The 17,608-nt window shown below is 55.4% G+C and carries 15 protein-coding genes and 1 pseudogene; 5 read left to right on the forward strand and 11 right to left on the reverse strand.

The genetic code is table 11. The annotated features are described in order from the left end of the window. Window positions 1-106: 106 nt before the first annotated feature. The 4 genes from ACHZCX_RS06165 to ACHZCX_RS06180 all read right to left on the reverse strand — a co-directional run bounded on the left by ACHZCX_RS06165 (window position 107) and on the right by ACHZCX_RS06180 (window position 3,622). Window positions 107-634, reverse strand: coding sequence for a hypothetical protein (locus tag ACHZCX_RS06165; protein WP_319586363.1), 528 nt, complete (start codon window positions 632-634; stop codon window positions 107-109). 17 nt (window positions 635-651) lie between these two features. Further along, on the reverse strand, window positions 652-2,061 hold the full coding sequence (gene hslU / locus ACHZCX_RS06170) for an ATP-dependent protease ATPase subunit HslU (protein WP_319586364.1): 1,410 nt from the start codon (window positions 2,059-2,061) through the stop codon (window positions 652-654). Continuing rightward, window positions 2,058-2,597, reverse strand: a complete 540-nt coding sequence (gene hslV / locus ACHZCX_RS06175) for an ATP-dependent protease subunit HslV (RefSeq protein WP_319586365.1) — start codon at window positions 2,595-2,597, stop codon at window positions 2,058-2,060. Before hslV ends, hslU begins: the two co-directional genes overlap by 4 nt. An 89-nt stretch (window positions 2,598-2,686) precedes the next feature. Continuing rightward, the gene (locus ACHZCX_RS06180) at window positions 2,687-3,622 is read right to left on the reverse strand and encodes a tyrosine recombinase XerC (RefSeq protein WP_319586366.1); all 936 of its coding nucleotides are present in this window, start codon (window positions 3,620-3,622) and stop codon (window positions 2,687-2,689) included. Between the two features lie 88 nt (window positions 3,623-3,710). Here ACHZCX_RS06180 and xseB point away from each other — a divergent pair, with 88 nt between their 5' ends. Genes xseB through dxs form a run of 3 tightly spaced genes read left to right on the forward strand, consistent with a single transcriptional unit; the run spans window position 3,711 to window position 6,740 of the window. Continuing rightward, a complete protein-coding gene (xseB, locus tag ACHZCX_RS06185; protein WP_319586367.1) occupies window positions 3,711-3,959 on the forward strand; it encodes an exodeoxyribonuclease VII small subunit in 249 nt (82 codons plus the stop codon). After that, complete coding sequence (locus ACHZCX_RS06190) at window positions 3,934-4,830, forward strand: farnesyl diphosphate synthase (protein WP_319586368.1); 897 nt, start codon at window positions 3,934-3,936, stop codon at window positions 4,828-4,830. Before xseB ends, ACHZCX_RS06190 begins: the two co-directional genes overlap by 26 nt. Before the next feature lie 2 nt (window positions 4,831-4,832). After that, window positions 4,833-6,740: a 1-deoxy-D-xylulose-5-phosphate synthase gene (dxs, locus tag ACHZCX_RS06195; RefSeq protein WP_319586369.1), complete on the forward strand. Its 1,908-nt coding sequence runs from the start codon at window positions 4,833-4,835 to the stop codon at window positions 6,738-6,740. Between the two features lie 166 nt (window positions 6,741-6,906). Here the strand turns inward: dxs and ACHZCX_RS06200 are convergent, their stop codons facing one another. Both ACHZCX_RS06200 and tatC read right to left on the reverse strand, forming a co-directional pair. Further along, the gene (locus ACHZCX_RS06200; protein WP_319586370.1) at window positions 6,907-8,187 is read right to left on the reverse strand and encodes a class II fructose-bisphosphate aldolase; all 1,281 of its coding nucleotides are present in this window, start codon (window positions 8,185-8,187) and stop codon (window positions 6,907-6,909) included. 184 nt (window positions 8,188-8,371) lie between these two features. Continuing rightward, a pseudogene (tatC, locus tag ACHZCX_RS06205) lies at window positions 8,372-9,168 on the reverse strand (twin-arginine translocase subunit TatC). Window positions 9,169-9,341: 173 nt separating this feature from the next. Here tatC and ACHZCX_RS06210 point away from each other — a divergent pair. Then, entirely contained in the window at window positions 9,342-10,718 is a 1,377-nt protein-coding gene (locus tag ACHZCX_RS06210; RefSeq protein WP_319586373.1) for a sigma-54 dependent transcriptional regulator, read from the forward strand. A 55-nt stretch (window positions 10,719-10,773) separates the two neighbouring features. Next, a complete protein-coding gene (locus ACHZCX_RS06215) occupies window positions 10,774-12,483 on the forward strand; it encodes an ATP-binding protein (protein WP_319586374.1) in 1,710 nt (569 codons plus the stop codon). Here ACHZCX_RS06215 and murA read toward each other — a convergent pair. The 5 genes from murA to rho form a co-directional block, all read right to left on the reverse strand. After that, window positions 12,473-13,756: a UDP-N-acetylglucosamine 1-carboxyvinyltransferase gene (murA, locus tag ACHZCX_RS06220; RefSeq protein WP_319586375.1), complete on the reverse strand. Its 1,284-nt coding sequence runs from the start codon at window positions 13,754-13,756 to the stop codon at window positions 12,473-12,475. The genes ACHZCX_RS06215 and murA overlap by 11 nt on opposite strands. Before the next feature lie 50 nt (window positions 13,757-13,806). Further along, the gene (gene prmC, locus ACHZCX_RS06225) at window positions 13,807-14,664 is read right to left on the reverse strand and encodes a peptide chain release factor N(5)-glutamine methyltransferase (RefSeq protein ID WP_319586376.1); all 858 of its coding nucleotides are present in this window, start codon (window positions 14,662-14,664) and stop codon (window positions 13,807-13,809) included. A 21-nt stretch (window positions 14,665-14,685) separates the two neighbouring features. Then, window positions 14,686-15,756, reverse strand: coding sequence for a peptide chain release factor 1 (prfA, locus tag ACHZCX_RS06230; RefSeq protein ID WP_319586377.1), 1,071 nt, complete (start codon window positions 15,754-15,756; stop codon window positions 14,686-14,688). A gap of 150 nt (window positions 15,757-15,906) precedes the next feature. Then, window positions 15,907-16,125 carry a 50S ribosomal protein L31 gene (rpmE, locus tag ACHZCX_RS06235; protein ID WP_319586378.1) on the reverse strand — a complete coding sequence of 73 codons (219 nt, stop codon included), beginning with the start codon at window positions 16,123-16,125 and terminating at the stop codon, window positions 15,907-15,909. Window positions 16,126-16,219: 94 nt separating this feature from the next. Further along, window positions 16,220-17,467 carry a transcription termination factor Rho gene (rho, locus tag ACHZCX_RS06240; RefSeq protein WP_319586379.1) on the reverse strand — a complete coding sequence of 416 codons (1,248 nt, stop codon included), beginning with the start codon at window positions 17,465-17,467 and terminating at the stop codon, window positions 16,220-16,222. Window positions 17,468-17,608 lie beyond the last annotated feature (141 nt).

The following is a 17,608-nucleotide window of genomic DNA, read 5'->3' on the forward strand; positions in this document are numbered from 1 at the left end:
GGAACAGGCAACACGTGTCACTATGGGAGCATTGTAGAGCAAAATCTCTTCCGCCGTCAAGAAAGTCCGGCTACCCCATGCAGAAACTCTAACCTGCCGCCATGACTCAGGCAAAACAGAGGCCACAATCGGGACAGGCAGTCAAACTGGTGGAAAATTGACAGCCGCAGGCAGGACAGGTTGCCTCGGCCGCTTCAACATTGTACACCGCACCGGCAAACCGGGTGTCGTGGTCCGACAACCTGGTGCTGTGCCGGTATTCCTGCTCAAGCGCAGTCATCACCGCTGGCAAGTCGTTCTCACGCACCTGAAGGAGCAGCTCGCCGCCCCGGCAACCACAGGCGGCCCCATTCTCTTTGAGGGCGAGGGAAGGAATGCCGCCACGCAGAAGGTAAGCCTGCAACTCCTTAATCTGCAGCACCGGCCCTTTGCGGACCGTGAGCAGCGATTCCTCGGGGTGAATCTCCAAGGAAAGGGAGTTCGACTGTGGCCTAATCCGGTCCGCGTGCAGGGCCAGCATCTGTTCGCCGCTGAGCAGGTCAATGCCGCAGGCAGCACAGGTTGAGATTTCAGCGCGGTACTCGTCGTTGCAGTGAGGGCAATAGTTGAGATCGGGATCGATGTTTTGGTTCATGGCAGGCACAAGGTGCATTAGAGAATATAGCGACTGAGATCCTCGTTTTCGGAGATTTCCGTCAACTGGCGGCGAACATACTCAGCGGTGACCGTGAACACCAGGTCCTCCCGGTCCGAAGCATCAAAGGACACCTCGTCCAGAACCCGTTCAATCACCGTGTGGAGTCGGCGGGCACCAATATCTTCGGTCTTTTGGTTGACCTGCACCGCAATTCGCGCCATCTCCCGAATGGCCGAATCCTCGAACACCAGCTGAATATCCTCGGTCGCCAACAGTGCTGTATACTGTTTGATCAGGGCGCTCCTCGGTTCAGTGAGGATGCGAAAAAATTCCTCTTCACCCAAGGCATGGAGATTCACCCGTATGGGAAAACGACCTTGCAGTTCGGGCACCAAATCCGAGGGCTTGCAGACATGGAAAGCGCCACTGGCGATGAAGAGGATGTGGTCAGTTTTGACTGGCCCGTACTTGGTGGTGACGGTCGTGCCCTCGACAATGGGCAGCAAATCGCGCTGCACCCCTTCGCGCGAGACCTCGGGCGCGCCGGAACTGCTGCCGCCACGCGAGGCAATTTTATCGATCTCATCCAAGAAGATAATCCCCGACTGCTCGGTACGGCGAATGGCCTTCTCGACGACACTCTCGGTATCCACCAGCCGTTCGGCCTCTTCCCGTTTGAGGAATTCCAAGGCCTCGGGCACCTTCATTTTCTTGGGCTGTTTCTTTTTGGGGAAAAATTTGGAAAAGGCGTCCTGGAGCGAACTCTGCATATCCTCCATGCCGGAGGCGGAAAAAACCTCAACCACCGGAGTCCCGCCAGCCGAGGACACCGCCAGTTCGACCATCCGGTCGTCCAGTTCCCCCCGGTGCAGCATCTCGCGGAACCGCTCCCTGGTAGTCTGGCTGCGCGACGCCTCCTGCTTGTCTGCACCGGCATCGTAACCGAGCGAGATTACATTTGCCCCCAGCGAGGTAGACATGCCCGTCCCTTGCCCCGGGGAGCGTGGTAGAAGCAGATCAAGAAGACGCTCCTCGGCCATGGCCGCCGCCTTGCCCTGCACGCCCTCCTCCGCCTCCTTGGTTACCATATTGACCGCCAATTGGGTGAGGTCACGGATCATGGATTCGACATCTCGGCCCACATACCCGACCTCGGTGAACTTAGAGGCCTCGACCTTGAGAAAGGGACTCTGGGCCAGATGTGCCAGCCGGCGGGCGATTTCTGTTTTCCCCACACCGGTCGGCCCGATCATGATGATATTTTTCGGAGCGATCTCCTCCCGCAGCGGGGGCTCGACCTGCTGCCGCCGCCACCGATTACGCAGGGCAATGGCCACCGAGCGTTTGGCATCGTTCTGACCGATGATGTATCGATCCAGTTCGGCAACGGTTTCCTTGGGGGTGAGTGAGTTGATTCCTTTCATATTTTTTCAACGACAATGTTGGTGTTGGTATAAACGCAGATCGATCCGGCTATTTCCAGGGCGGTGCGGGCAATGGCCTCGGCATCAAGATCGGAGTGAGCAACCAGGGCTTTGGCTGCGGCCTGGGCATAGGGCCCGCCGGAGCCGATGGCCAAGATGGCGTCGTCGGCCTCGATGACATCGCCGGTGCCTGAAAGCAGCAAGGAATGCTTGGTGTCAACGGCGATCAGCATGGCTTCCAAGCGGCGCAGCATCTTGTCCATACGCCAATCCTTGGCCAACTCGACAGCGGCCCGCAGCAGGTTACCGTTGTACTGCTCAAGTTTCTGCTCCAGCCGGTCATAGAGGGTAAAGGCATCGGCGGTGGAGCCGGCAAATCCGGTAATCACCTGGTCATGGTACAGCCGCCGCACCTTGCGCGCCTGATGCTTGAGGATGGTCGCCCCGAGCGAAACCTGGCCATCACCGGCAACGACGACCTGACCTTTGTGCCGGATGGCGATAATAGTGGTGGAGCGAATTTTTTGTGTTTGCATAGGGTTCGTTCGAGGGTGGTTGATTCAAGGGAAAGTTGTTGGGGACGTGTAACCATGATAAAAAAGGGAGTCAATCCCCGTTCCGCTCTTCATCGTCCCCGCGCTTTGGCCTGGGGATGGGCTTGATCATAGACCTTGGACAGATGATCGATGTTGATGTGGGTATATTTTTGGGTTGTCGACAGGCTGACATGCCCCAACAGCTCCTGAACCGTGCGCAGATCGGCTCCCATCTCGAGCAGATGGGTGGCAAAGGAATGGCGCAGAGCATGCGGGGTGACCATCACCCCAATGCCGGCCCGCAGACCGTATATCTGGATAGAACGCTCAACACTACGGGCGCTGATTCGGGTTCCCTGACCATTGAGAAAGAGGGCCTTACCCTCGGCCTCATGTCCCCGCTGGATGCGGGCAATACTAAGGGCCTCGCGCTCGGGCAGGTACTGCTCCATCGCTTCCCCGGCAGCGCGGCCAAAGGGGATCAGCCGTTCCTTGTTGCCCTTGCCCCGGACACGAACCATCCCTGCGGAACAATCAAAATCTTCCCGATTACAACCAACCAGTTCGGAGACCCGCATGCCAGTCGAATAGAGCATCTCCAGTATGGCGCGATCGCGACGGCAATAGCGGTCTGCGGCCATCGGGGCCTCAAGTAGCGCGAAGACCTCATCCACGGTGAGGAAGGAAGGAATATGCTGGCCGAGTTTCGGGCCCACAACGCCGGCAATCGGGTCAGTGGCCAGCACCTTCTCCCGTTGCAGGAAGCGGAAAAAAGTGCGCAGAGCTGAGAGTTTGCGGGCAACAGAAGCACTTGCGTTGCCGGCATAAAGCGAGCCGACAAAGGACTGCACCGTAACAGCAGTGATCAATCCCGGTGCAACATCGCTGCCGCAAAAGCGTTGAAACTCGAGGATATCGCGCTGATAGCTGTCGGCGGTATGGGGCGAATATCCCTTTTCCACCAAAAGCCAAGCCACGAATCGTTTTATATGAGCAGTCATTGCCAAAGAGATGTTGAAACCCATGGGGAGAGTGTTTAGTATAGACGATTACCCTTGCTCAATGTATTCGGCAAATAAAATCGTTCTCAGTTCAGGCGGGCGAGGCCGCTTTATGGCAAAAAAGACCTTCGAAAATGCGCTGGCTAGGCTGGAACAGATCACCGACGAACTGGAAAGCGGCGATCTCGGCCTGGAAAAAAGTCTGGAGAAATTCAACGAAGGCATGACACTGGTGCAATTTTGCAACGGTAAACTCGATGAGGCGAAAAGTCAGGTTGAGCTGCTGTTGAAAAAGGATGGCGAACTGGTGAGCGTGCCCTTTGCAGAGGAAGACGGTGGAGATCACAACCTATCTGAATGAACAGCGGCAACGGGTCGAAGATCGTCTTGCCGCCCTCATGCTCGACCCCGTCGGTGCCTTTGCTCAGCACATCGAATCCATGCGCTACAGTCTCTTTGTCGGTGGCAAACGAATCCGGCCCATCCTGTGCCTGGCTGCGGCCGAGGCCGTGAACAACAACGAGCAAACCCGCCAGTGCGCCCTGCCCGTGGCCTGCGCCTTGGAGTGCATCCACACCTACTCCCTCATCCACGATGACCTGCCGGCCATGGACGACGACGACCTGCGCCGGGGCAAACCGACCAATCACACGATCTTCGGTGAAGCAGCCGCCATTCTTGCTGGCGATGGCCTGCTGACCTTTGCCTTTGACCTGCTCAGCAGCCCGGTTTCAGCAGCTCTTGCTGACCCGGTGCGCCTCCGCCTCATCCAGACTGTTGCCCGGGCAGCCGGTTCCCTGGGCATGGTCGGCGGTCAATCCCTGGACATGATCTATGCGGGCAAACAGGTCGGATACGAGGTATTGCGCAGCATCCACCGCAGCAAGACCGGCGCCCTGATTACCGCTTCAGTGACCTGCGGCGCTCTCGTCGCCGGGGCCAGCGAAGAACAAGAGGAGGCACTGAAGACCTACGGCGACCACATCGGTCTTGCTTTCCAGATTGTCGACGACCTGCTTGATGTCGAAGCCACCACCGAACAATTGGGTAAACCGGCGGGCAGCGACATCAAGTCCGACAAGGTCACCTATCCCTCACTCTTCGGCCGGGAAACTTCCCGAACCATGGCCCGGGAAGCGGTGCAGGAAGCCATTGCCGCCCTGGCCGCCTTTAACCATCAGGCCGAGCCACTGAGAGCTCTCGCCAATTACATCGTCAACCGTAAAAAATAGTTATGCTGATTGTGGATTCCCTGACAGACCAGACCAGTTTCCTGCTCGACACCATCGATTCTCCCTGTGATCTGCGTCGGCTCAGTCTGCCACAAATGGAATTACTTGCCCAGGAACTGCGAGAGACAATCATTACCACAGTGGCCGAAACCGGCGGCCATCTTGCGCCCAGCCTAGGTGTAGTCGAGCTGACCATGGCCCTGCATTATGTGTTCGACACGCCTCGCGACCGTCTGGTTTGGGATGTGGGCCACCAAGCCTATGCCCACAAACTCCTCACCGGTCGTCGGGATCGCTTCACCACCTTGCGCCAGTACAAGGGTTTGAGCGGCTTTCCCAAGCGGGGAGAGAGCGAATACGATACGGTCGAGGCCGGCCACAGCTCCACTTCAATCTCCTATGGTCTCGGCATAGCAGCGGCCAAGGCAATCCAGGCAGACCCGGGCAAGGTAGTGGCCATTATCGGCGACGGCTCGATGACTGCGGGCATGGCCTTTGAAGGACTCAACCACGCCGGTGATCTGGGCCGCAATCTGGTGGTTATCCTTAACGACAACGAGATGTCGATCTCCAGAAACGTCGGAGCCCTCTCGAGTTTCCTCAGCCGCAAAATGACCGGCAAAACTATCCGCCGCCTGCGCGATCACATCGAAGAACGATTAATGGCCCTTTCCTCGGTGGGTGAAAACATCCTCACAGTCCTGCGCAAAAGCGAGGAGAGCCTCAAGGGATTTTTCACCCCGGGCATGCTGTTCGAGGCCCTGAAATTCAAATATATCGGCCCGATCCCCGGTCACGAACTGGAAGACTTGATTGCAACGCTCGAAAATGTCCGCGACCACAACCACGGTCCGGTGCTGGTGCATGTGATCACCACCAAGGGCAAGGGCTACAAGCCGGCGGAAACCCACCCCGGCGACTACCATGGGATCGGCCCCTTTGATGTTACCACTGGTGCTCCAAAAAAGAACAAAAACGCCGCCATTTCCTACACCAAGGTTTTTGGCGAGACCCTCTGCAGGCTGGCCCGGCAAGACAAGCGGGTGGTGGCGATCACCGCTGCCATGCCCGGCGGCACTGGCTTGCTGCCTTTCAGCGCTGAGTTTCCCGAACGTTTTTTTGATGTCGGCATCGCCGAGCAGCATGCGGTCACTTTTGCCGCAGGCCTGGCCCTGGAAGGACTTCGACCTTTTTTTGCAGTCTACTCCTCCTTCATGCAGCGGGCCGTGGATCAACTGATCCACGATGTCTGCCTCCCCAATCTGCCGGTGACCATTGCCCTGGACCGTAGCGGCGTGGTTGGGGCCGACGGCCCGACCCATCACGGCGTCTTTGACCTCTCCTTTCTCAGCTTCATTCCCAACCTGACGGTGATGGCACCCAAGGACGAAAACGAACTACAACAGATGCTCTTTACCGCGCTGCATCATAGCGGTCCGGTGGTCCTCCGCTATCCCAGGGGCAGCGGTGAAGGCGTCGCCCTGGAGGCCACGTTTCAAAGGCTGAAGATCGGCAAAGGGGAACTGCTTAGGGAAGGCGGGGATGTGCTGCTCCTGCCGTTGGGCAACCGGGTCTACCCGGCCTTGACGGCGGCAGCTCGACTGGCGGAGCAAGGGGTCAATGCGGCCGTCATCAATCCCCGTTTCCTTAAACCGCTCGACACCGAACTCATCACCTCCTGGGCCGCACAGACGGGCCATGTGGTCACTATTGAGGATAACAGTGCCTTGAGCGGATTTGGCAGTGGGGTCTTGCAATTGCTTAACGAACGCGGCCTGCATCTACCGGTCAAGATTCTCGGCTATGCTGACAGCTTCGTCGAGCACGGCCCGCAAGCCACCCTCTGGAACAATGCGGGCATCGACGCCGACGGTATAGTTCGCAGCGTGCAGAAATTACTCCGCAAATAAAAAGAGAGCCACGGAACCTTTAAGCTTCGTGGCCCTCTTGCCGACCTCCCCTCCCCCGCCGACGACCGAAGACTCTCACACCTTGTGATCGTTCCTCTACCAATCAGCTTTTCCTTGTTGTTGGCGATGTTGTACACTCGCCAGGACACCAGCAGCTGGTCGCCGCTCAATCATCAAAATTGCCCTGCGGCCCCTTATCGGTGGCCAGGTGCGCTGCCCGCTCCCGAATTTTGACTTCGGTCCAATCCTCCAGGGACTCGATCCGGCCGGTTTTGGGTCCGATGTCATAGGAACCAGCCTCGAGGATAGCCTCCACCCCGAAGCGAGCGGTATCGGCAGCGTTGAAGACCTCGACCAGCATGGTGTAGATGAAGTTCTCGACCCGCCGGGCCATCCGCTCGCGCACCCTTTGAGGCTGGCCCAGGATCTTGTTTTCAAAGGGCAGATTAATATTCTTGTAATCGCCCTTTTTCCAGCCCTTGCTCTCGGCAAAGGTCCGCATCGCCGACCAGAGCTCCTCAGTGACGCCCTCACCGACGACCTTGATGAAATCGCCGTTGGCATCAAGGGCGGCATTGCCGTAATCATTGACCTCCAAGCCCCAAGAAACCATCTGTAAAGCCGTGGCTACATTGGCCTTGGTGGTGTAGGTCTGGGCGGCAATGGCCCGCAGCCGGTCGGAATTGTTGCCCGAAGTGCCGTGCTGGGCGCCGGAAACGGCATACCCGGCCAGAGCCTTGTGGATCTCGGTGGTCAACTCCACCTGGATCCCCTGGGCCGAGGCCTCGATGCCGTGAGTGGTGCCGTTGTTCAGGGCAATCCAGTCAGGGAAAATATCGTGGGCGTTCAACCCCTGAATGATAAACAAGGCCTCTTCTTTGGTGGATAGGCCGTGCTTGCCCTTGATCTCCCCGACCTCGGTTTCCAGACCGGCCCAGGCGGGCACATACTTCGCCAACTCAATACTGGCCAGCAGGTTGTCGGCATCGGGCATGTGCGAGGCGTCGATGGCAATCGAAGTGATGCCCGCCTCGAAAATCGTCGGGATCTCAACCACAGCAGCCGGGACATCCTCGGGTTTCTTGATCCCGTAATGATCGGCATGAATGGCAACCGGCACGGTAATGGCCAGTTCGTTGCAGAGAGCGTCCACCTGCCGGGCGATATTCCAGTAATTGACCGGACAATAGGCGTTGGCTCCGCCTTCGGAGCGGGCGATTTCAATAATGATGGCCGCATGTGCCCGTTGTGCCGCCTGCAGGGCGCCACGGATAACCAGATGGTTTCTGCCGTTGGCGGCTATGGTCATAGCCCCACCCTTGGCCAGCAAGGCGCGATCAATCACTTTGCCGCTGACGACCAGGGCACGTGAGTGGGGAAACAGGGTTTTGATATTCGGCGGTCGTCCAATTTCCAGGGCTTTCTCAAAATCAGCGATGTACGACATTCTCTCCTCCTGTTGACAATGCATTCAAATGATGGCGGCAGAATCGATCTCTTGTTGACGGAACCTTCAGGGTTGACCTCCAAATACTTTAGAATAAACGAGTTGTTAACGACTCGGCAAGGATAAAGTCAAGATCAGTGAGCAGTGACACCGCTGGGAACTTCAGGAAGGCCGGCGAAAGTCCTTACTCTTGTTTGCCGGGCTCGGATGCGGGTTCCTCGGCATCGGCCTTTGGCGGAAAACCGGCCAGGGTTTTTCGGGCAAAGAGAGCCACGGCCACGATGCTCACCTCATAGAGCAGGATCAACGGCCCAGCCATCAGCAACTGATTGACCACGTCGGGTGTGGGGGTGAGAATGGCGGCGACAATAAAAGCAATCAACAGAGCGTATTTCCGATTTTTCACCAGAAAAGACTTGTTGACCATCCCGATTTTACCGAGAAAAACCATGAAAACCGGCAGCTCAAAAATAACGCCAAACGCTAAAAACAGGCGAAGAGCCAGGGAAAAATACTCATCCACCGCTGGCATGGGTTCGAGGAACGCGCTGGAATACCCTAATAAAAATCGAAACGCCGGTGGGAAAACCACAAAATAGCCGAAAGCGGTACCGCCGACAAAACAGAGTGTAGAAATGATGGTGAAAGGAGCTAAAATCTGCTTTTCATGACGATAGAGGCCAGGGGCAATAAACCGCCAGATTTGGAGAAAGATAACTGGGCTTGCGAGAACCACGCCGCAGACAAGGGCGAGCTTTAGATAAAAAAAAACCCTTCTTGATACGAGGTGAAAATCAGCGATTTGCCGGCGGGCAACACCTTGATCAAGGGCCGGAGAAACCAATCGGCCAGTGGCTGAACAAAACTGTAGGCAGCGGTAAAACCGGCGGCCACTGCACCGAGGGTAATTAACAGACAGGAACGCAACTCCTTCAGATGTTCAGTCAGGCTCTGTTGATCGAATTGTTCTTGGTTTTCCACGAGTTCATCCCTGAGAAACTGGGGTTAGAGAGAATACGCACCTTGGCTTTCTACCCTATCCCCGTTCTAAAGTAAACCGGTTATGGATAATGTTTGACTTCGACTTCCACTTGGGGCTACACTGATCCCCAGAGCCAATGAACTGATTTACAAGGATTTTTACAAGGATACACATGGCCTCCATCCTGGTTGTCGACGATGAATTGAGCATGCGCGAATTTCTCAAGATTCTTCTTGAAAAAGACGGGTACCATGTCACCACTGCCGCCGATGGCAAATTGGCCATTGAGCTTGCCGAACAACACCCCTTTGACCTGGTTATCTCCGATATTCGCATGCCTGGCATGACCGGCCTGGAGTTACTGGCCCAACTCAAGCAACTGAAAGCCGATATCGGCGTGATCATGATCACAGCCTTTGCCTCACCCGACGATGCGGTGGCGGCAATGAAAAACGGAGCCTTCGATTACATCACCAAACCCTTCAACGTCGACGAAATTAAAAGCGTTGTCCGGGCCGCGCTGAAAAAGAAACAGAAGAGTGATCCCCAACCGGTGAGCGGATTTTCAGAAATCATCGGTCAAAGTCCGGAGATGATGCGGATCTTCGACCTGATCACCAAGATTGCGCCAACGCCGGCCAATGTTCTTATCTACGGTGAATCAGGAACCGGCAAGGAGCTAGTGGCCAAGGCCATCCACAACCGCTCCCGGGTAGCGGCCAATCCCTTTGTTCCCATTACCTGCAGCGCTATCCCGGAAAGCTTACTCGAAAGTGAACTCTTCGGTCACGTCAAAGGTTCGTTTACCGGGGCGATTGCCGATAAAGCCGGGCTGTTTCAGCAGGCTGATAGCGGTACGGCCTTTCTCGACGAAATTGGCGAACTGACGCCGATTATTCAGACCAAACTCCTGCGGGTGCTGCAGGAACGGGAATTCATGGCGGTGGGATCGACCAAGACCCGGCAGATCAATGTGCGGATCATTGCCGCCACCAACAGAATTTTGGAGCAGGAGATTATTTCCGGAAAGTTTCGGGAAGATCTTTATTACCGGCTGGCGGTTGTGCCCATACGAGTTCCCCCTCTGCGCGAACGCATCGGCGATGTGCCCCTTCTGGTCGACCATTTTCTCAAAAAATATTCGCGGCTGCTCGGTAAAGAGGTGCAGACCATCAGCTCCTATGGCATGGAAGTGCTGATGCAATACGATTTTCCCGGCAATGTCCGTGAGCTGGAAAATATCATCGAGCGGGGCGTTGCCCTCGAATCCTCCAACATCATCCTGCCGGAAAGTCTCATTCTCTCCCTGCATCGCCAGGAAAAAAACAAGCCGGAACCAGGTAAAAAGAATGGGCCGCTTTTTGTCGCGGCCCACGATGAAGGCGAGCTTTTTGACCAGGGATTGGAGGAGGTACTGCAAAGAGTAGAGAAGGAGATGATCCTCCACGCCCTGACCAGGGCCGACAACTCGAAAATGCGCGCCGCGGACCTGCTCAAACTCAGTTTCCGCAGCCTGCGCTACAAAACAAAAAAGCATAACATCGACTGAAACCGGTTTGAACAGGCGAGGCCGCCTCCATCTCTCACTCCAAACAGCGTCCAGTATGTTTCGTTTTATCAGCAGGGCCTTGACCCCGGTCGTCGATAGTGAACAGGAAACCAGGAGACACCTCCTCTGGTGGATAGCGACCAGGGTCTTTCTGTTCACCCTGCTCATCGGGCTTGCCGCCTTCTTTCGTGAAAAAGGACTCAACCTCCTTTTCCCCTCCACTTGGACGACCTCTGTTTTCCTTCTGGGACTGTACGGGTTCTCCATCGGCTCAGCGCTTCTTCTCCAGCGAATCACTCGCTCGATTCGCAGATTCGGCGTGATCCAACTGTTTTTCGACGCCGTTTTCATTGCCCTGTTGGTGTACGCCACCGGATGCAGCCGGTCTGATTTCACCTCCCTGCTCATCTTACCGGTGATTGCCGCCGGCCTCATCCTCTACAGACGTGGCGGCCTGTTCCTCGCTGCCGCCACCACCCTGCTTTATGGCGGAGTCCTTGCCTGCGAGCAACTCGGATGGATTCCCCGGTATTTTTTCGCCTCAAGCTACAAAGCGCCCGCCTCCATTCTCACCGCCACCAACCTGTTTGCCATCTATGGGCTGCTCTTCTTTCTGGCTGCCTTGTTGAGCGGACAACTCGCCCGGCGCCTGCGGGTCACCGAGGAAAAACTGCAGAGAACCGCCCTCGAGTATGACCGGCTGTCGATTCTCTATAAACAAATCTTTGAGGATATCTCCACTGGGATCATCACTACCGATCACAGCGACTTCATCACCTCCTACAACCAGGCGGCAGAACGGATCACCGGATATTTTCGCGAAAAAGTGCTCGGCCAACCGTTCAGTCGTTGCTTCCCCGACATTCTTCTTCACAAACACCAAAGTCGCAATGTTTGCGATTTTCAAAAAACCGACGGAACTTCAATTAGAATAGGCTATTCCTTTTCTTTTCTCAACATGCCGGAACCGGAGGAGATGAAGGAGCAATCAACCCGGTGGAAGGTGATAACCCTTCAGGATATCAGTCAGATCGAAAGGATGGAACAACAGGTGCGGGAGGCGGAGAAGATGGCGGCCATCGGCGAACTGAGCGCCTCCATTGCCCATGATTTCAGGAATCCCCTGGCGGCCATTTCCGGTTCCGCCCAGATTTTATCCATGGAACAGAACGACATCGGCGGCCTTGACCCGGCGACTTTGAAAACTCTGCTGGGCATTATTCACAGGGAGTCCGGCCGGATGGCCAAGACCATCACCGATTTTCTCCAGTTTGCCCGGCCAGCATCCATCCAACCCGAATGGTTTGATTTTAACCGGCTGATCGATGAGGTGACGGCCCGATTGCAGGCGGGGAGTAATGCGATGGTTGCGGCGGCGATCGTCAAGGAAATCGACGAGCGGCTTGATTGCTGGGGCGACCGGCAGCAGATGCAGACCGTCATGACCCATCTCCTTGACAACGCCTGCCATGCCGTAGCCGCCCGGCCGGGGAGTGTTGTCGTGGCCGCCAGCGAACACGCCGTCGCCGATCAAGGAGAATTGTGCATTGAAATTCGGGACCAAGGGCCGGGGATACCGATGGAACTGCGCGAGAAAGTCTTTGCTCCTTTCTTTTCCAGCCGAACAGATGGCACCGGATTAGGGCTGGCCATTGTCCGCCAGATTGTGGAGAATCATGGCGGCAAGATTGAGATCGACGACAGCACCTCTTACACCTGCATCATCCGCCTGCATCTCCCCGTGCCCCAGACGACTACTCCCTAACTTTCCAGACCTTTGCCCCCAGTCCTTGCAGTTTTTCCACCATGTTCTCATAGCCGCGCTCAAGATGATAAATCCGTGAGATTTGGGTGGTGCCGCTTGCGGAAAGACCAGCGATAACCAGGGAAGCAGAGGCCCGCAGGTCCGTGGCCATGACCGGAGCGCCGCAAAGCTTGTCGCGGCCGACGCCTCGGATAACGGCTCGGGAGCCTTCAATGGTAATGTCCGCGCCCATGCGTATCAACTCTGCTACATGCATAAACCTGTTTTCGAAGATGGTTTCATGGATAATGGAGGTGCCCTCACCCTGCGCCATCAGAGCCATAAACTGGGCCTGGAGATCGGTAGGAAAGCCGGGATAAGGCAACGTGGTGATATCGACGCTCTGCAAACGGCACAAGCTCCGACCACCGACCTCAGGACAGGAAACCGTCATCGAATCTGTTGCGGTATCGATATTGACGCCACAGAGCAGGAGTTTTTCGGTAAGTGCGGGGAGATGGGCGGGGTTGCAGTCGGTGATGGTGACCGAGCCACCGGTGGCGGCAACCGCAATCATGTAGGTTCCGGTCTCGATCCGGTCGGGAATGATGGTTGACTCGGTCGCATGGAGCCGGTCGACACCGCGAACAATCAGCCGATCTGTTCCCTTGCCTTCGATCTCAGCGCCCATGGCTGTGAGCATATCGATCAAATTGCCAACCTCCGGTTCCTTGGCGGCATTCTTGATCACTGATTCGCCCTGGGCAACCACCGAGGCCATGAGCACGTTCTCTGTACCCGTCACCGAAGGGATGTCGAAATAGACCGTGCCGCCACGCATCCGTCCCTCGACAATTGCCTCGACATACCCATGTTCCAGGTGGGTAGTCACCCCCAATTTTTCGAATCCCTTGAGGTGATAGTTAATGGGCCGGGCGCCAATGGCGCAGCCACCGGGAAGAGAAACACGGGCAAAACCCGATCGTGCCAGCAGTGGCCCGAGCACGAGAACCGATGCCCGCATGGTTTTCACCAGATCATAAGGCGCCTCCACACCAGTGAGACGGTCACTGTTGATCCGTACAGTTTTTCCAGTCCGTTCCCATTGCACACCCAGGATTTCAAGAAGTTTGAGCATAGTCCTGGTATCACGAAGATCGGGGACGTTATGTAGGGTATGCAATCCGGGAGCGAGTAGGGTAGCCGCCAACAGAGGAAGGGCAGCGTTCTTGGCGCCGCTGATGGCCACTGAGCCGTACAGGGGACGCCCGCCCTCGACAATGAGTTTATCCATAAAGATTCTCAGCGATTAAAAGGAAAGAGGAAGTATCATTCAATAACGTATCATTTCGGCACATGCCGGGCCTGCACAACCCGCGGCCGGCCGGCCCAGTCATCAATAACGCGGACTTCACTGTAATGGGGGGCGAGTAACCGGAACAGGGTACCCACCGCCTTCCTTTGGTCCGCGCCGATTTCAAGAAAAAGCCAGCCGCCGGGCTGAAGAAAGAGGTGCGCCTCCGAGGCAATTCGTTCGATGATCTTCATCCCGCCAGGACCGCCTGAGAGGGCGAGGCGAGGTTCGGACCGGCACACTTCAGGTTCCAGGCGGTCAATTTGTTCTTCGGCAATATAGGGGGGATTGCTGACAATGAGATCGAATTTCTGGTTGCTGGCCAGCGCGGCGAACAGATCGCTACACACCGGCTGGATCTGCTCCGCCACCTGGTGCCTGGAAAAATTCTTGACCGCCACCCGCAATGCGGTCTCGGAGATATCGACCGCCACCACAGGGCATCCCAGTTCTTTGGCCAGCACAACCGCGATCACGCCGCTGCCGGTGCACATGTCAAGAGCCTCGGTGCTCAGAGTTCCCGAACAGGTAGCCAATACCTGCTCCAAGAGAAATTCGGTTTCGGGACGAGGAATGAGCACCGCGGGCGACACCGCAAAGTCCATTGACCAGAATTCCTGCGAGCCGATCAGGTGCTGTAGGGGGATTCGATGGCTACGCTCTGTAATGAGATTCTGGTAACGCTCGAAAGTCCGCTCATCCAACACCGCATCTCCGTGCAGCAACAATTGGCTCCGGTTGAGTCCCGTCAAGTGCTGCAACAACAGGCGCGCATCAATGGCAGCCTCACCAATGCCGGCCAGCGACAGGTCGCGAGCCGCAGCGGCCAGTAATTCATCGATCCGCATTGAAGGCATCTCGGCAAGAAGCTAATTGGCGGTCTTCAGCGCTTCGGTCTGATAGTGGGTGATGATCGGAACAATAATATCGTCGAGCATGCCGGCAATGACCTGATCTAGGCGATAGATGGTCAGATTGATGCGGTGGTCGGTGACCCGTCCCTGGGGATAATTATAGGTACGGATGCGTTCGCTCCGATCTCCTGTGCCGACCTGACTTTTTCGATCTTCAGAGATCCGGTCGTGCCGTTCCTGTTCCAGTTTGTCAAGCAACCGGGCGCGCAGGACCTGTAAAGCCTTGGCTTTATTTTTATGCTGGGATTTCTCGTCCTGGCAGGTGACGACCAGTCCGGTGGGTAGATGGGTGACCCGGACAGCGGAATCGGTGGTGTTAACCGATTGTCCGCCTGGACCGGACGAACGGTAGACATCAAATTTGAGTTCGTTTGGTTCGATGTGCATATCCACCTCTTCCGCTTCGGGAATGATAGCAACCGTCACCGCCGAGGTATGGATGCGCCCCTGGGTTTCCGTGTCAGGGACGCGCTGCACACGATGTACCCCGGACTCATATTTCAATCGGGAATAGACCTGATGACCGCTCACGAGGGCAATGATTTCCTTGAACCCGCCGATGCCGATGGGATTAGAACTCATCACCTCAATCTTCCATCCTTGCATTTCGGCATAGCGGCTGTACATGCGAAATAGGTCTGCCACAAATAAAGCCGCCTCGTCACCACCTGTTCCGGCCCTGATTTCAAGAAAAATGTTCTTTTCATCGTTGGGATCTTTCGGGAGAAGCCGGAGGCGGATGGCTTTTTCCAGCTCCGATTGTTGCAGGGCAAGCTCTTCGAGTTCCGCCTTTGCCATTTCGACCAGATCAGGATCGTCCTGTTCGGTGCGGATTAATTCCTGGCTGTCCCGGATTTGTTGGCAAGTTGACGTGTACGCGGCATAAAGTTCAGCTACTCTGGCGACAACAGAATGCTCACAGACCACCTCACGGAACCGTTGCTGATTACTCACCAGCAGCGGGTCCGAAAGCTGCCGTTCCAGCGCACTCAGCTTCTCGTCAATATCGCGCAGATTCTCAAACATGCCCGTTTGTGTGCAGAAAAAGAAAATCCCTCATGACAACGGGAGCCAAAACCATAAGCCGTGTCTTGTCTGCCGATTTATAGGTGGACAAGGCACGGTAGGCTATGACGCCCGTGATCAGGAGGGGAAAGAGAAAAGCGTTGAACAGCGTTATTTCTTGTCGGCGCCCTGAAAACCGGCATACTTTTTCTTAAACTTTTCAATACGTCCTGCAGTATCGATCAGTTTCTGCTTACCAGTAAAAAAAGGATGGCAGGCGGAACAAATTTCGACTCGTATTTCTTTCTGGACGGAGCCAAGTTCGATTTGATTGCCGCAGGCGCAGGCAGCGCTAATTTTATAATATTCTGGATGGATATCTGGCTTCATGGGTAACACTCCTTCTGAAAAGATGGCCTCGGGAAAATAATAAAAGAAAAACTATATATCTTTTTTCGTCATTTCTTTAAAGAAAAAACGAAATCTACCGGTTCATGGAGGCAAAAAACTCCTGATTCGTCTTGGTCTGACTCATTTTATCGAGGAGAAATTCCATGGCGTCGGCAGGATTCATCGAGGACAAGAGTTTACGAAGGATCCAAATCCGGTTGAGATCTTCCGGCGGCAGGAGCAAGTCCTCTTTTCGCGTCCCGGACTTTTGGATGTCAATGGCGGGATAAATCCGACGATTTGCCATCTTACGATCAAGAACGATCTCCATGTTGCCGGTCCCTTTAAACTCCTCAAAGATGACCTCGTCCATACGGCTGCCGGTATCGATCAGGGCTGTAGCGAGAATCGTCAGGCTGCCCCCTTCTTCGACATTGCGGGCGGCACCGAAAAAACGCTTGGGACGATGCAAGGCGTTAGCCTCAACACCGCCGGAGAGTATTTTACCGGAGGCCGGGGTCACCGTATTATACGCCCTGGCCAAACGGGTGATGGAATCAAGAAGTATAACCACATCCTTCTTATGCTCCACGAGGCGCTGCGCCTTCTGGATAACCATCTCGGCTACTTGAATGTGCCGCTGCGGTGGTTCGTCAAAGGTTGAACTGACCACCTCGGCATCAACACTCCGCCGCATGTCAGTCACCTCTTCGGGGCGCTCATCAATGAGCAGCACAATCAGGATCACTTCTTTATGATTGGTGACGATCGAATTGGCAATATTCTGCATCAGCACGGTCTTGCCGGTACGTGGCGGTGCGACGATCAGCCCGCGTTGGCCCTTGCCTAGGGGAACAGCTATATCGAGCACCCGCATGGATAGATTATCGGGTGTGGTTTCCAGATTGATTTTTTCCTCTGGATGGAGCGGAGTCAAATTGATGAAAGCGGTTTTATTTTTAGCCGCTTCAGGCAATTCGTAGTTAATGGTGTCGACTTTGAGCAAAGCAAAATACCGCTCGTTGTCCTTGGGCGCCCGAACCTCGCCCTCCACGGTATCGCCGGTGCGAAGATTCAACCTGCGGATCTGCGACGGGGAAACATAGATATCGTCTGGACCGGGGAGATAATTGTAATCCGGAGCACGAAGAAAACCAAATCCGTCCTGCAATATTTCAAGGACACCACTGCCTCTTAGCTTACCGTCCTCGTCCGCTTGTTCCTTGAGGATGGCAAAGATCAGTTCTTGCTTGGTCATATTACTGTACCCTTCAATGTTTAAGGTAGCAGCAAGGCTGACGAGATCTTTAATTTTCTTGTTCTTTAGATCAGTTGGATTCATTGATCGGTTTTCCTCCATGGGCCAGTACGATAAACCGCCGATGGGATATCATCTGAAATTTAGGGGAGTTTTGAAGTGATGAGAACAACGGAAATGCTTAATTGCCGCGCTTGTCACACTTAGAGCGTTGGAGTACCAATA

It is taken from the genome of uncultured Desulfobulbus sp., from assembly GCF_963662935.2.
GTDB lineage: Bacteria > Desulfobacterota > Desulfobulbia > Desulfobulbales > Desulfobulbaceae > Desulfobulbus.

Coding starts and splice junctions, on each gene's coding strand:
- ACHZCX_RS06180 (WP_319586366.1), bottom strand. CDS start 3,622: ATGGGTTTCAACATCTCTTTGGCAATGACTGCTCATATAAAACGATTC.
- ACHZCX_RS06200 (WP_319586370.1), bottom strand. CDS start 8,187: ATGTCGTACATCGCTGATTTTGAGAAAGCCCTGGAAATTGGACGACCG.
- rpmE (WP_319586378.1), bottom strand. CDS start 16,125: ATGAAGCCAGATATCCATCCAGAATATTATAAAATTAGCGCTGCCTGC.
- prmC (WP_319586376.1), bottom strand. CDS start 14,664: ATGCGGATCGATGAATTACTGGCCGCTGCGGCTCGCGACCTGTCGCTG.
- rho (WP_319586379.1), bottom strand. CDS start 17,467: ATGAATCCAACTGATCTAAAGAACAAGAAAATTAAAGATCTCGTCAGC.
- xseB (WP_319586367.1), top strand. CDS start 3,711: ATGGCAAAAAAGACCTTCGAAAATGCGCTGGCTAGGCTGGAACAGATC.
- hslV (WP_319586365.1), bottom strand. CDS start 2,597: ATGCAAACACAAAAAATTCGCTCCACCACTATTATCGCCATCCGGCAC.
- hslU (WP_319586364.1), bottom strand. CDS start 2,061: ATGAAAGGAATCAACTCACTCACCCCCAAGGAAACCGTTGCCGAACTG.
- ACHZCX_RS06210 (WP_319586373.1), top strand. CDS start 9,342: ATGGCCTCCATCCTGGTTGTCGACGATGAATTGAGCATGCGCGAATTT.
- ACHZCX_RS06165 (WP_319586363.1), bottom strand. CDS start 634: ATGAACCAAAACATCGATCCCGATCTCAACTATTGCCCTCACTGCAAC.
- murA (WP_319586375.1), bottom strand. CDS start 13,756: ATGGATAAACTCATTGTCGAGGGCGGGCGTCCCCTGTACGGCTCAGTG.
- dxs (WP_319586369.1), top strand. CDS start 4,833: ATGCTGATTGTGGATTCCCTGACAGACCAGACCAGTTTCCTGCTCGAC.
- prfA (WP_319586377.1), bottom strand. CDS start 15,756: ATGTTTGAGAATCTGCGCGATATTGACGAGAAGCTGAGTGCGCTGGAA.
- ACHZCX_RS06215 (WP_319586374.1), top strand. CDS start 10,774: ATGTTTCGTTTTATCAGCAGGGCCTTGACCCCGGTCGTCGATAGTGAA.